This is a genomic window from Hypericibacter terrae (assembly GCF_008728855.1).
In the GTDB taxonomy this organism is placed as follows: Bacteria; Pseudomonadota; Alphaproteobacteria; order Dongiales; family Dongiaceae; genus Hypericibacter; species Hypericibacter terrae.
Genome location: NZ_CP042906.1, coordinates 4100554 through 4113967, shown reverse-complemented (window position 1 = coordinate 4113967; position 13414 = coordinate 4100554). Strand labels below are relative to the sequence as shown.

Below are 13414 nucleotides of genomic sequence, written 5' to 3'. Positions count from 1 at the left end.
CCCACATATCTCCAAATATCATCGGTGGAGTTTGACCAATTACCAACTAGTGGTACATATTATCAATATGTTAGTGTAAATCATCGCTGTGGCTATGTGGGAGTTTCAACACATGGATCGTCAGACGCGGCGTCGCTCCATTCTGGAAGCGGTTTCGCAGGCGGGGCAGGCCCGGGTTCTGGAACTCGCCACGCGCTTGCGCGTGTCGGACGAGACCATCCGCCGCGACCTGAAGGATCTCGAGGCCGAGGGCCTGGTGCAGAAAATCCACGGGGCCGTCATCCCGCCCGAGCCGCTCGGCGAGCCGCGCTTCGATCGCCGCATGAGCCAGGAAACCGAGGCGAAGAAGGCGATTGCCCGATCGGCCGCGGCACAGGTGCGCGATGGCGATGCCATCCTGCTCGATACCGGCAGCACGACCGCCTATGTCGCGCGCGCGCTTCACGGTCATCGCAACCTTCTGGTGGTGACGAACTCCGTCGACATCGCCCGGACGCTGGCGACCCGCAACGGCAACCGGGTCTATATGGCGGGCGGCGAGCTGCGTGCGGACGATGGCGCGGCTCTGGGCGTGTCGGCCACCGCCTTCGTCCAGCAGTTCCGGGTTCGGCTCTGCTTCCTTTCGATCGGCGCCATCGACCTGGAGGACGGGCCGATGGATTTCCATCTGGAGGAGGCCGAGTTCTCGCGCGTCGCGATGCGCCGGGCCGAGCGCACGATCATCGTCGCCGATCACACGAAATTCGGGCGCCGCGCGCTGGTCAGCGTGTGTCCGCTGGCCTCCGTTCAGACCCTGATCACCGACCAGCCGCTGCGAGCCCCGTTCCAGGACCGGCTGCGCCGCGCCGAAGCGACGGTGCTGATCGCCGAACGGGCGGCGGCTTAGCCATCCCAAGCGTTCAAGCGAGACCCAGGCGCCGGCGCGCGCGGGCGCTGCCGGCGCCGATCAGCCGGTCGGCGACGATGCCGATGAAGGCGACGGCGAGGCCGGCCACGATGCCGCGACCCGAATCCGCCTTCGCCAGCGAGATGAAGACCTCCTGGCCCAGGTCGCGGGTGCCGACCATGGCGGCGATGATCAGCATGCTGAGCGCCAGCAGGATCGTCTGGTTGATGCCGAGCATGATCTCGGGCAGGGCCAGGGGGAGCTGGACGCGGCGGAAGATCTGCTGGCGCGTGCAGCCGGAGACCCGGGCGGCCTCGATCAGGGCCGGCGGCACCTGCCGGATGCCGTGGTCGGTGTAGCGGATCGCCGGCACGATCGCGAAGGACACCACCGCGATCAGGGCCGTCACGTCGCCGACGCGGAACAGCATCACCACCGGGATCAGGAAGACGAAGGAGGGTAGGGTCTGCAGCGTGTCGATGATCGGCGTGATGATGCGGTGCGCGGTGTCGCTGCGCGCACCCAGCACGCCGATGGGAATGCCGATCAGCGCCGCGATGATCGAGCCGATGCCGCAGAGATAGACCGTGGCCATGGTCTTGTCCCACAGGCCCACGGCCGCGCAGAAGAAGGTCAGCCCTGCCGCGAGAATCGCCAGCTTAGCGCCGCCCAGCCGCCAGCCTGCCAGTCCCAGCAATCCCGTCGCCGCGAGCCAAGGCATGCCGTCCAGGAAGGCGCGCACCGGATTGAGGATATGCAGCAGCATGAAGGTGCGAACCACCTCGATAATGTCGAAGAAGTTCAAATTGATCCAATCCACCATCGACTTCCAGATCGGCGCGGTACTGATGGTGATCGAGCCCGGCACCTTGTAGAGCGCCGGCCAGCCGAGGCTGATCAGCGTCGTCACGGCGAGCGCCGCCAGGGCCGAGACCAGATAAGGATGGCGCTGCCAGAGCGTGCCCTCGATGCGGTGCGTCGGGCGCCGGCGGGCGGCGGCCTGGCTCAACTGGTCGAGGGCGATCGCGAGCGCCACGATGGCGAGCCCGGCCTCGAGGGCCTGCCCTACTTTGAGCGCGCGCATGGCGAGGAGCACGTCATAGCCGAGGCCGCCGGCGCCGATCATCGAGGAGATGATCACCATGTTGAGCGACAGCATGATCACCTGGTTGACGCCGACCATGAGGGTGGGGCGCGCGGCCGGGACCAGCACGCGCCACAGCTTCTGCAAGCGGGTGCAGCCCGCCATGGTGCCGAAATCGCCGATCTCCTGCGGCACGCGATTGAGGGCGAGAATGGTCGCGCGCACCATCGGGGGCGTGGCGAAGATGCCGGTGGCGAGCAGGGCCGAGACCGGGTTGTTGCCGAACAGCAGCAGCATCGGCACCAGATAGGCGAAGGTCGGCATGGTCTGCATCAGGTCGAGGATCGGCGTGATCAGCAGCCGGTCGATCGCCGGGCTGCGATAGCCCCAGATGCCGACCAGGATGCCGGTGACGACGCAGAAGGGAACGCAGATCGCGATCAGGGCCAGGGTCAGCATCGAGCTTTCCCATTGGCCGAAGATCGCCAGATAGAGGAAGCAGGCGCCGGCGACGATGCCGATCGACCGGCCGCCCAGCGCCAATCCCGCCAGCGCCACCGCGATCACGATGCCCACCCAGGACAGACGTGGGATCACCAGGGCGTCGGCGCCATGGCCGATCTTGAAGCTCTTGGCGAGCAGGCCGAAGGCGGCGTCGAGCGGGATTGCAACGAGGCCGGAGAAGCCGCGCGTCAGCCAGGTGAAATTGGTCTTGATCCAGCCCATCACGGCGCTGATCCAGGCGCTGAGCGGAACGATCCATTCCTTCGGGTAGTCGACGGCCCAGGGCGCGACGTCGCGGAAGATGTAGAGCAGGGCCGACAGCAGGAGCGCACCCAGCCATACCCAGACCCAGGGGTCGGTCGCGGCGCGCCGGGCGCCGGAGCCGTGGGCGATCGCCGTCACGCCGCGCCCTCGCGACCCGCCAGGAGATTGATGACGGCGGCCGGCGTCACCTGGCCGATGACGGCGCCGTTCTCGTCGGCGACCGCGAAGGGCCGGCCGGCCGCGACGATGTCGGCGGCAAAGCTGGCGATCTTCGCCGTGGCGGCGACCTTCCGCGCGGCGGCGGAATCGGCGCTTGCGGGCGTCATCAGCGTTCGGGCCGAAAGCACCTTCGAGCGCTGCACGTCGCGGGTGAACTCCGCCACATAATCGGTCGCCGGCTTCGTGACCAGGTCCTCGGGCGTGCCGATCTGGATGATCTCGCCGTCTTTCATGATGGCGATGCGATCGGCGAGCCGGATGGCCTCGTCGAAATCGTGGGTGATGAAGACGATGGTTTTGTGCAGCACGTTCTGCAGGCGCATCAGCTCCTGCTGCATCTCGCGCCGGATCAGCGGATCGAGCGCCGAGAAGGGCTCGTCCAGGAACCAGATCTGCGGTTCGACCGCGAGGCTGCGGGCGATGCCGACACGCTGCTGCTGGCCGCCCGACAATTCGCGCGGGTAATAGTTCTCGCGGCCCTTGAGGCCGACCAGGTCGACCATCTCCTGGGCGCGCTTCCTCTGCTCCGCCCTGGGCCTGCCCTGGACCGAGAGGGGAAAGGCGACATTCTCGAGCACGGTCAGATGTGGTAGCAGGGCGAAATGCTGGAACACCATGCCCATGCGGTGCCGGCGGATCTCGATCAGTTCCCGCTCCGTCGCCTCGAGGAGATTGCGTCCTTCGAACATGACTTCGCCGGCGGTCGGCTCGATGAGCCGCGCCATGCAGCGCAGCAGGGTCGACTTTCCCGACCCTGACAGCCCCATGATGATGAAAATCTCGCCTTCCTTGACCTCGACGCTGGCGTCGCGCACCGCGCCGATCAGCCCTGCCGCGTTCAAATCCGCGGCGCTGGGCTTGCCGCCCGCAGCCGCCATGACCTCCTGCGCGCCGCGCCCATAGACCTTCCACACATTCCGGCTGGCGAGCATCACCGGGCGCTGATCCAGCGCCGTCGTCACTTTCATTGCGGATCGCGTTGCATTCATCCGGTCCGTTCCCGCCCCCCACGGCGGCATCGATTCATGTCTCCGATGCCGTTGCCTGCCCGATAACCGGCCCGTTAACCGGAAAGACCGGTTCGAGGTGTTTCAACCCTCGAACCGGTCCCTGCTTCCGGCGTTGGACTCAAGCCCGGCGCTTGCGCGCGTTCTCAAGTCGAAGCGACTGCTTACTGGGCCCACGCCTTCCAAGTCGATTCATGCGCATCGACCCAGGCCGTGGCAACGTCGTCGATGGACTTGCCATCGAGATCGACCTGGCCGCTCAGCTGGTTCAGATCGTTGACGTCGATGACATAGGCCTTCGCCACCTTATAGGCGACCGGCCACTTGTCCTTCATGCCCGCCCACGCATATTTCCAGATCTCGCCATGCGGCTTGCCGCAATCATGCGCGAGGTCGGGGTTCACACCCCATTTCGGGTCGTTGTAGCACTCGGGCGTATATTCCGGGAACTGCACCCATTCGCCCTGATACTTTGCCGGCGCCCAATGCGGTGAGTAGATCCACAGCATGATCGGGGCCTTGCGCTGATAGGCGGAATCGAGCTCGGCGAACATCGCCGCGTCGGTGCCCGCATGCACCACCACGAAGGGCAGCTTCAGCGCCTCGACACGCTCGTCGTCGAACCCTTCCCAGGTCACGGGGCCGCCGAGATAGCGGCCCTTCGGCGCCGTCTCCGGCGTCGAGAAGGCTTCGGCGCATTTCGGATCGAGCAGCGCCTTCCAGTCCGGCAGACCGGGGCACTTCTCCTTCATGTACATCGGGTACCACCACTCTTCCTTCGCCTTGGGGCCGAGCGCGCCCAGCCGTTCGGTCTGGCCGGTCGCGTCCGACGCCTTCATGGCTTCGCCCGCGGTCGTGTCCCAGAACTCCAGGCCGACATCGAGGTCGCCATTGGTTAGGCCCGTCGTCAGGCTCGAAAGATAGTCGGCCGTCGGATATTCGACGTTGTATCCCAACCGCGTCAGGATGGTGCCCAGGATCTTCGCGTTGATGTTGACGCTGGTCCAGTCGAACAGGGCGATCTTGATCGGGTCGGTCGATTCCGGCACTTCGGCCTTGGCCGATGAAGCCCATCCCGCCGCCAACGCCAGACCGCCGATGACGGTTGCAGCGCCAGCGAGGGCCTTGAAGCCTTTCGCCATAATGATTCCTCCCTTGGAATTCTTGGTGCCGGTTGCGGTCATCCGTTCCAGCGCCTGTTTGCCGCAGGAATGAAAGCGCGGATGGCTGGCCCTTGGCAAGCCAGAACCATACCGCCTGAACCAATTCCGCGCCATTTACGGCGCAGAACAGTTGGGTTGGCTGAGAATCCTATCGGCGGGATTCGATCAGATCTGATCGGGCGCGAGGCGAAGGGTGCTGTCGGCGCCCGCGGTCACGGCCGCGGCAAGCCCCTGGCTGTGCGGCAGGATATGGGCCGCGAAGAACAGCGCCGTGGCGATCTTGGCCGAAAGATAGTTGCCATCCTCGCCGCCCGCAGCCAGACGGCGGCGCGCCGCTTGCGCCTGCCGCGCCAGCTGCCAGGCGCCCACCGTCGTTCCGGCGAGATCGAGATAGGGCGTGGCGCCCGCGAGAACCTGGGGCAGGCCGCTCTTGAGCCGCTCCACGAGCCATTGCGTCGCTTTGGCGAGATCGTCGAGTGCGGGCGCCAGCGCCTTCGCCAATGTCGCCAGGTCCTTGTCGCCATCGCCGTTCAGGCTCGCCAGGTCGGCGCGCATCTCGGCGATCAGCGCCGTCATGGCCGCGCCCTGGTCGCGACCGAGCTTCCTTCCGACGAGATCGATCGCCTGGATGCCGTTGGTGCCTTCATAGATCGGCGTGATGCGCACGTCGCGCAGATGCTGGGCCGCACCGGTGCTCTCGATGAAGCCGAGGCCGCCATGGATCTGGATGTTGAGCGAGGCGACGTCGACGCCGCGATCGGTGCTCCAGGCCTTGGAGAGCGGCGTCAGCAGCTCGGCGCGCATCAGCGCCTGGGAGCGGGCCGCTTCGTCCGTGGCGCGTTTGGCGCGATCGAGCGCCGCCGCATTCAGATAGATGAGGGCGCGCATCGCCTCTACCAGGGCCCGCATGGTCATCAGCATCCGGCGCACGTCGGGATGATGGATGATGGCGGCGGGCGCGCCGCCTTTTGCATCGACCGGCCGGCTCTGCACGCGCTCGCGCGCATAGCTGCGCGCCTGTTGCAGCGCACGTTCGGCGACCGCGAGCCCCTGGACCCCGACATTGAGCCGCGCATTGTTCATCATCGTGAACATGTACTCCATGCCGCGCTGCTCCTCGCCGACCAGGAAGCCGATGGCGCCGCCATCGCTCTCGCCATAGGCCATCACGCAGGTGGGGCTCGCCTTGATACCGAGCTTATGCTCGAGCGAGAGACATCGCAGATCGTTGCGGGCACCCAGGCTCCCGTCCGGATTGGGCAGGAACTTCGGCACGATGAAGAGCGAGATGCCCTTGGTGCCGGCCGGCGCGTTGGGGGTACGCGCCAGCACCAGATGGACGATGTTCTCGCTGAGATCCTGCTCGCCATAGGTGATGAAGATCTTCTGCCCGGTGATGCGATAGCGGTCGCCTTCCTTGACCGCGCGGGTGCGCAAGGCGCCGACATCCGATCCCGCCTGGGGCTCGGTCAGATTCATCGTCCCGGACCATTCGCCCGAGATCAGCTTCGGCAGATAGGCGGCTTTCTGCTCCGGCGAGCCATGGCGCTGCAACGCCTCGACGGCACCTTGCGTCAGCAGGGAGCAGAGCGAGAATGCCAGGCTCGCCGACGACCACATCTCCTGCAGCGCGGTGGCGATCGACCAGGGCAGGCCTTGTCCGCCCCATTCGGCGTCGAACGGCACGCTGTTCCAGCCGCCTTCGACGAAGGCCCGATAGCCCTCGCGGAATCCCTTTGGCGTGACGACGGCGCCATTCTCGAGACGGCTGCCCTCCTCGTCGCCGATGCGATTGAGCGGTGCCAGCATGCCGGCGGCGAACTTGCCGGCCTCGGTCAGGACCTGCTCGACCAGTTCGGGCGTCGCATCCTCGAACCCCGGCAGCTTTGCGATGGCATCGAGGCCCACCGTCTCGTCCAGCACGAAACGCATTTCGGCCAGGGGCGCGACATAGTCCGTCATGACTCGGGATCCTTCCGATGGCGGGGCGTTACCCAAGCTTAATCGCGCGCCTTGGCATCGAACAGCGCTCTTCGGGCGAGTCGCGACGATCGACGCCGGGAATCAGCGGCCCGAGCGGGGCGCTGCCGCGCGCCGCAGACGATCGTTGATCGCGCGCCCGAGTCCGCGCTCGGGGATCGGCATGGCGGCGATGCCGGTGAGCCCCTGCTTGCGCCCCTGCCGGTCCAGGCGCCGCAGCGCCGCGAAGAGCTGCGCCGCCGCCTCCTCGAGATCGCCGCGGGGGCTGAGATTGATCGCCAGCTTCGCTTCTCCGATTGTCAGCGGTCCGAATCCCAGCAGGGCCTCGCCTTCACGCAGCTCCCTGGCATCGAGTCGCAACGGCAGGTCCGGCGCGTAATGGCTGGCCAGCATGCCGGGTCCCCGCGGCTGTCCGCCCTCGCCGGCATGAGCGATCGGACCGATCGCCGCTTCGATTTCTTCTTCGGTGACGGCGCCCGGGCGGAGCAGCAGCGGTCCGCCGCCGAGAAGCGCCACCACGGTGGATTCGATTCCGATCTTGCAGGGGCCGCCATCGAGGATCAGCGCGACGCGCTCGCCCAGCTCCTCAGCGACATGAGAGGGCTGGGTGGGGCTGATACGGCCGGAGCGGTTGGCGCTGGGGGCGGCGAGGGGTTTTCCGAATTTGGCGAGCAGGCGCTGCGCCACCTCATGGCGCGGGACGCGCACCGCCTGGCTGTCGAGGCCGGCGCTGGCGAGCAGGCTCACACGGCAGTCCGCGCGGCGGGGCAGCACCAAGGTCAGCGGGCCCGGCCAGAACCGTCGTGCCAGCTCGCTGGCCTTCTCGTCGAACGTCACATCGCGGGCGGCTTCGCCGGCGGATGGGTAATGCGCGATCAGCGGATTGAACTGCGGCCGTTCCTTGGCGGCGAAGATGGCCGCGACCGCGAGGTCGGAGGTGGCGTCGCCGGCGAGGCCGTAGACCGTCTCGGTCGGCAGGGCGACCAGCGCACCCGCTCCGAGCAGGGCCGCGGCTTCGGCGATCGCGGCGTCGGTCGGCGGCAGAATCCGTGACGCCGGCTTGCTCACGCGTCCCGACCGCGCGCCACGAAATGCGGGTTCTCGAAGCCCGGCTTGCCATAGCCGAGTTCCTTGCCGTCCAAGGTCCGGACCGAGCCGCCCGCCGCGGTCAGTACCGCCTGGCCTGCGGCCGTGTCCCACTCCATGGTGCGGCCCAGCCGGGGATAGATGTCGGCGAGGCCCTCGGCGACGCGGCAGAATTTGAGCGAGCTGCCGGCATTTTCGAGCGTCGCCACCTGCTCGGTCGAGAGAAAGGCCTGGAGTGCCGCCTCGTTGGCATGGGAGCGGCTGGCGAGCACGATCGCCCCGTCCTTGGGCTGTTGGCGGCAGGCGATGGGCCGGGGCCGGTCGCCGCGATGGGCCAGCATGGCGATGCCGGCGCCGCCCGTGGCGGGTGCGCTGCCGGTATAGGTCGTCCCCAGCGCCGGCAGATGCACCACGCCCAGGATCGGCCGGCTGCCCTGGATCAGGGCGATATTGACGGTGAATTGCCCGTTGCGGCTCAGGAACTCCTTGGTCCCGTCGAGCGGATCGACCAACCAGAAGCGCCGGTCGGGCGACCTATTGGGGCCGATCGCCGGCGTGTTTCCCGCAGCGCTGGCTTCCTCGGCGATCACCGGGACACCGGGCAGGAGCGGGGCCAGCGTCTCGAGGATGATCGCTTCCGCCGCCTGGTCCGCCGCCGTGACCGGTGAGGCGTCGGCCTTTCGCGTCACCGCGATCGGACCCTGATAATGGCGCAGAATCTCGTCGCCGGCCTGCTCGGCGAGGCCCGCCAGCCGTTCGAGCAGCTCGGCGGTCTCGCCCGCCTGCGCGTTCATCGCCGGTCCTCTTTCATTCCAGGCTGTCGGGGTGTCGTGAGCGGCAGCCAGGCGGTCGTCGATGACATCGTCTGTTCCATGAAGTGAGCGCCCGAGAAAATTTTCTGTGCCCGCAGGTCGATCGGCGCGTGATGATAGGCGCGCGGCGGCTCTTGTCTAGCATAAGGGATTCCACGGCGAGTCAATCGCTTGTGTTCTGTCATTGATTTCTCACATTGCGTGCGCGCCCAAAATCCATGATCTCGGGAGTCGAGAAAAGCGAGATTTCATCGGCAAAACTTTCGATGCCACGATCGCGCTTCATCCTTTGTTCAGCGCCCGGCCTTTATGGTCGATCCCGACGCGAGGAGCGGTCCCTGCAAGCCCATGCAAGGCGGCGTCTTCCGTCTCTCCCTGTGGCCTAACCCGCTGACAGAGTCCCCTCTCTGTCGGCGGCGGCTGCGGCGGTGGCTCAAGGATCGCGCTTTTCGCGCCCGCGGGGCGATCCGGCCTCGGTTCCTTCCGGCTCGTCCGGCCCTACCCCACAAGACGATGACAGCCACCGCCGGCCATCGGTCCGGCGGGGCGAGGCCCTTTCTTTGCCGGTCGGTCCGGATCGAGCCTGTAACGATTCCTTCGGCGCTTGCCCCGCCCGGTGGCACCGGTCACATTGCCGGCGCATGAAAATCCGTCCTTCCCTGCAGAGTTTCGCCGCGGCCGCTTCGCTGGCGGCGCTCATGACCGCGGCGAGCCTCACCGCGCGCGCCGACAACCCACCCGTCCCCCCGGCCATGCCCGCGACGCCGGTCCAGACCGCGCCGCTGGCGCCGCCGCCGCCGCAGGAATTCGAGGGCTCCGCCATCGTGCTCGACGGCGGCACGCTGCAATTGGGCGAAGAGCGCCTGATTCTGTTCGGCATCCAGGTTCCGGCCATGGCGGCGCCCGGCGGCATCAAGGCGCGCCTGGCACTCGACGGCCTGCTCGGCGGCGACGGCCGGGTCCATTGCGTGGTCGCTGCGCGCGACCTGCAGCTCCATAAATTCGCCGTCTGCCGGTTGGGCGACATCGACTTGAGCGAAGCCCTGCTGCTAGCCGGGGTGGGTACCGTCGATCGCTATGCGACACGCGCCAAGGATGCGGATCCGCAGCTGGCCGAGCGCTACGACCAGGCCGAGGCCGAGGCGCGGCGCACCGGCAACGGGCTGTGGGCCGAATTCGTCAAGCCGCCCGCCGCCGAAAAGCCGCCGGCACCGACCTTCCTTCAGCGGCTTTGTCACTTTCTCCAGGTCTGGCAGGCCGGGCTCGGGGCCCTGGCCGGGTTCCTGCTGGTCGGAATCCTGCTGCTGGCCACAAGGCGGCGCGCGCCGGCAAAGTGACGGGCCCCTCGGTCCAGATTTTTTTCCTACGCCGCGAGTCCGCCCTGTCGCCCGGCCTTTCCCATGGCTCCGGCGCATGAACGAGAATTCACGAAGCGAGAATCCGGGTCGTTCATTCTCCTTCTGAATTCGGCATGACCTTAACAATAGATATGAAATGGGGTTCGCAATCGGCCGTAGGCTGACGTCGGTTCGCGACGTCCGGGGGAGTGGCGCATGGCAGACGGAGCGCTTGGCGGCAACACGGGTTCTGGATTGGAAAGTCCGGGCATCGCCGCTCCGGGAGTTCAACTGGCGCAGTTGCAGGGCCAGGCGATCGGCCAGATCGCGACGGCCGAGGGCGCCATTCATGTGAAGCATGCCGACGGCAACGAAGCCACGCTGGCGGTCGGCGATAAGGTCTATGCCGACGACACGATCCGGACCGACCCCGAGGGAGGGGTTCAGATCCGCTTCGTCGACGGAACCGATTTCGTGCTCGGCGGCAACGCCGAAATGACCATCGACAAGCTGATCTACGATCCGTCGGCATCGGACAACGCCATGACCGTGGCCGTGGCCGGCGCCTTCGTGTTCGTCACCGGATCCATCGCCGGGAGCGCCGGTGATGGCATGACGGTCAACACCCCGGCCGGTTCGATCGGCGTGCGCGGGACCTCCGTCGCCGGCCAGCTGTCCGAGACCGAGCATGGCCTCCTGCTGGCGCTGCTGCGCGACATCGCAGGGCATGTCGGGCATGTCGTCGTCTTCAATGCCGCCGGTCAGGTCGAGCTCGACGAATTGTTCGAAGCCACCGTGCTGCATGACCAGCAGACGCCGCCACAGACGGCATTCAAGCTCACACTCGAGCAGATTCAGCAATTCTTCGGCCCGCTGTTGCAGTTGGATCCGGAGCTCGATCTGCAGAACGAAAGCTATGAGAAGCACACCGAGCTCGAGAATCTGATCGTTCCGGCTGCGGGCGGTGGCGCCGGCCCGTTCCACAATGGCGGCATCAACGCCGCCTTCCTGTCGCAGCTGTTCGATTCGCTGCTCGGGCTGCCCGGCCTGACGGGCCTGGGCGGAGCGGGCGAAACCGGGCCGGGCGGACCGCTGCATCCGCTCGAAAGCACCTTCCTCCCCAATCTCGAACCGCCGGTGCCGCCGCCCAATCCTGAGCAGCATACGCTTCACGGGGCCGAGAGCGACACCATCACCGGCACGCCCGGCCCCGACACGCTGGTGGGCGGACCCCACAACGAGCTCATCCTTGGTGAGGACAGCAACGACACGATTCTGGCCGGAGGCGGCAACGACACGGTGGTCGCGGGCAACGGTGCAGACTCGATCGATGGCGGACCCGGCAACGACTCGATCGACGCCGGATCCGGCAACGACACGGCGCTGGGAGAGGACGGCAACGACACCCTGGTGGGCGGCCCGGGCGACGATTCTCTCGCCGGCAACAACGGCAACGATTCGATTCTGGGCTCGGCGGGCGCCGATCGTCTCGACGGCGGGAACGGCGACGACACGGTCCATGGCGGCGACGGCAACGACAGCATCAGCGGCGGCGACGGCAACGATATTCTCGTCGGCGGCGACACCACGGGCGGCAATGGGGAGGAAGCGCCGCACCTCCTGGCGGCGGCAGCGGTCCCGGAACTCGGAACCGGCGGCAACGCGCTGATCAACGGCCTGGGCGGGCCGGCCGGTTTCGGCGAAGGAGTCTTGAGCCCGAACGACGACGGGTCGACGGGATTGATCGACATCTCCTCGGTCTTCCCCACCGGGATGAACTTCTTCGGCACGACCTATAACGGGTTCTACATCAACAACAACGGCAACATCACCTTCGCCGCGCCGCTGGGCACCTTCACCCCCTTCTCGCTGACGGGGGCCACCAACAATCCCATGATCGCGCCGTTCTTCGCGGACGTGGACACGCGCGGCGATGGCACGGACGCCGCTCATCATCTGACGCCCACGCCGGGCGGAACCTCGACCGGAAGCAACGAGGTTTATTACGACCTGGACCCTGAGAACGGCAGGATCACCATCACCTGGGACGATGTGGGCTATTTCGGAGGGCATACCGACAAGCTCGATGCGTTCCAGCTCGTTATCCAGAACACCGGCGACGGCAACTTCGCCTTCGAGTTCCGCTATGAGAACATCGACTGGACCACGGGCGACGCCAGCGGCGGCTCCGGCGGCCTGGGCGGCACCGTCGCGCGCGCGGGCTGGAACTCCGGCGACGGCTCGGATTTCTTCGAGCTCCCGCAATCGGGCAATCAGGACGCGATGCTCGGGCTCGAGACGACGAGCAATCCCGGCACCGATCCGGACGGCAACTGGGTCTTCAACGTCGTGGGCGGCCAGGTCGTCGGCAATGACGGCGACGACACGATCGACGGCGGCAATGGCAACGATTCCATCCTCGGCGGCGGTGGCAACGATTCGCTGCTGGGCGGCGCCGACAACGACACGCTCAATGGCGGCGGCGGGGCCGACCAGCTTCTTGGCGGCGATGGCAATGACCGGCTCGATGGCGGCGGTCACGATACGAGCGAGGGCGCCGGCGTCGACACGCTCCTGGGCGAGAACGGAAGCGACACGCTGGTCTTCAACAATTCGGACAACGTCTATGATGGCGGCAATGGGATCGATGCGCTGGAGCTGGGCCAGTCCGTCGATTTCACCACGCTGCCCGCCGGGCATTTCCAGAGCATCGAGATGTTGGATCTCCGGCCGGCGGGCGCCCAGGCCGTGACGCTCGATGCCAGCGACGTGCTGGACCTCGCGACTGGGAACAATACGGGCGAGACGGTCGCCGGCCACGCGGTCGAGCTGGTCGTTCGCGGTACCGCGGCGGATTCCGTCGATCTCTCGAGCACCAGCTTCACCTCGGTAGCCACCGGGGTGCATCTCGGTGCGGCCTATGGCGGCGCGGCTGTAAGCTACAATGTCTATCAGGATGCCGGCGGGCATGACGTCGCCGTCGAAAGCGGCGTGGTCGTGCATACCGCGACCGTCTGAGCGGCTTCGCAACCCTTCGTTTGACCTCGAGCGGCCGTCTCGCCGGACAACGCC

Annotated in this window: 9 protein-coding genes; 3 read left to right on the top strand and 6 right to left on the bottom strand. The window is 66.9% G+C overall.

Features of this window, described 5'->3' with window-relative positions; all coding sequences use genetic code 11:
• Positions 1–112: 112 nt before the first annotated feature.
• Positions 113–886, top strand: coding sequence for a DeoR/GlpR family DNA-binding transcription regulator (locus FRZ44_RS18745; protein ID WP_191908181.1), 774 nt, complete (start codon positions 113–115; stop codon positions 884–886).
• Between the two features lie 13 nt (positions 887–899).
• Here FRZ44_RS18745 and FRZ44_RS18740 read toward each other — a convergent pair whose 3' ends face one another.
• The 6 genes from FRZ44_RS18740 to cysQ form a co-directional block, all read right to left on the bottom strand.
• Positions 900–2876, bottom strand: coding sequence for an ABC transporter permease (locus FRZ44_RS18740; RefSeq protein ID WP_225308339.1), 1977 nt, complete (start codon positions 2874–2876; stop codon positions 900–902).
• The gene (locus FRZ44_RS18735) at positions 2873–3925 is read right to left on the bottom strand and encodes a quaternary amine ABC transporter ATP-binding protein (protein WP_225308338.1); all 1053 of its coding nucleotides are present in this window, start codon (positions 3923–3925) and stop codon (positions 2873–2875) included. The genes FRZ44_RS18740 and FRZ44_RS18735 overlap by 4 nt, the downstream gene beginning before the upstream one ends.
• 203 nt (positions 3926–4128) lie before the next feature.
• Complete coding sequence (locus FRZ44_RS18730; protein WP_151178610.1) at positions 4129–5106, bottom strand: ABC transporter substrate-binding protein; 978 nt, start codon at positions 5104–5106, stop codon at positions 4129–4131.
• Between the two features lie 186 nt (positions 5107–5292).
• Complete coding sequence (locus FRZ44_RS18725; protein ID WP_151178609.1) at positions 5293–7089, bottom strand: acyl-CoA dehydrogenase; 1797 nt, start codon at positions 7087–7089, stop codon at positions 5293–5295.
• A gap of 102 nt (positions 7090–7191) precedes the next feature.
• On the bottom strand, positions 7192–8175 hold the full coding sequence (locus tag FRZ44_RS18720) for an L-threonylcarbamoyladenylate synthase (RefSeq protein ID WP_151178608.1): 984 nt from the start codon (positions 8173–8175) through the stop codon (positions 7192–7194).
• On the bottom strand, positions 8172–8987 hold the full coding sequence (cysQ, locus tag FRZ44_RS18715) for a 3'(2'),5'-bisphosphate nucleotidase CysQ (RefSeq protein WP_151178607.1): 816 nt from the start codon (positions 8985–8987) through the stop codon (positions 8172–8174). Before cysQ ends, FRZ44_RS18720 begins: the two co-directional genes overlap by 4 nt.
• Positions 8988–9646: 659 nt before the next feature.
• Between cysQ and FRZ44_RS18710 the strand changes: the two genes are divergently transcribed.
• Both FRZ44_RS18710 and FRZ44_RS18705 read left to right on the top strand, forming a co-directional pair.
• The gene (locus tag FRZ44_RS18710) at positions 9647–10342 is read left to right on the top strand and encodes a thermonuclease family protein (RefSeq protein WP_151178606.1); all 696 of its coding nucleotides are present in this window, start codon (positions 9647–9649) and stop codon (positions 10340–10342) included.
• A gap of 216 nt (positions 10343–10558) precedes the next feature.
• The gene (locus tag FRZ44_RS18705; RefSeq protein ID WP_151178605.1) at positions 10559–13360 is read left to right on the top strand and encodes a nidogen-like domain-containing protein; all 2802 of its coding nucleotides are present in this window, start codon (positions 10559–10561) and stop codon (positions 13358–13360) included.
• Positions 13361–13414 lie beyond the last annotated feature (54 nt).

Excerpts from the sequence above, each read along its gene's own strand:
- FRZ44_RS18730 (WP_151178610.1), bottom strand. The coding sequence starts at position 5,106 with ATGGCGAAAGGCTTCAAGGCCCTCGCTGGCGCTGCAACCGTCATCGGC.
- FRZ44_RS18725 (WP_151178609.1), bottom strand. The coding sequence starts at position 7,089 with ATGACGGACTATGTCGCGCCCCTGGCCGAAATGCGTTTCGTGCTGGAC.
- FRZ44_RS18735 (WP_225308338.1), bottom strand. The coding sequence starts at position 3,925 with ATGAAAGTGACGACGGCGCTGGATCAGCGCCCGGTGATGCTCGCCAGC.
- cysQ (WP_151178607.1), bottom strand. The coding sequence starts at position 8,987 with ATGAACGCGCAGGCGGGCGAGACCGCCGAGCTGCTCGAACGGCTGGCG.
- FRZ44_RS18745 (WP_191908181.1), top strand. The coding sequence starts at position 113 with ATGGATCGTCAGACGCGGCGTCGCTCCATTCTGGAAGCGGTTTCGCAG.
- FRZ44_RS18710 (WP_151178606.1), top strand. The coding sequence starts at position 9,647 with ATGAAAATCCGTCCTTCCCTGCAGAGTTTCGCCGCGGCCGCTTCGCTG.
- FRZ44_RS18705 (WP_151178605.1), top strand. The coding sequence starts at position 10,559 with ATGGCAGACGGAGCGCTTGGCGGCAACACGGGTTCTGGATTGGAAAGT.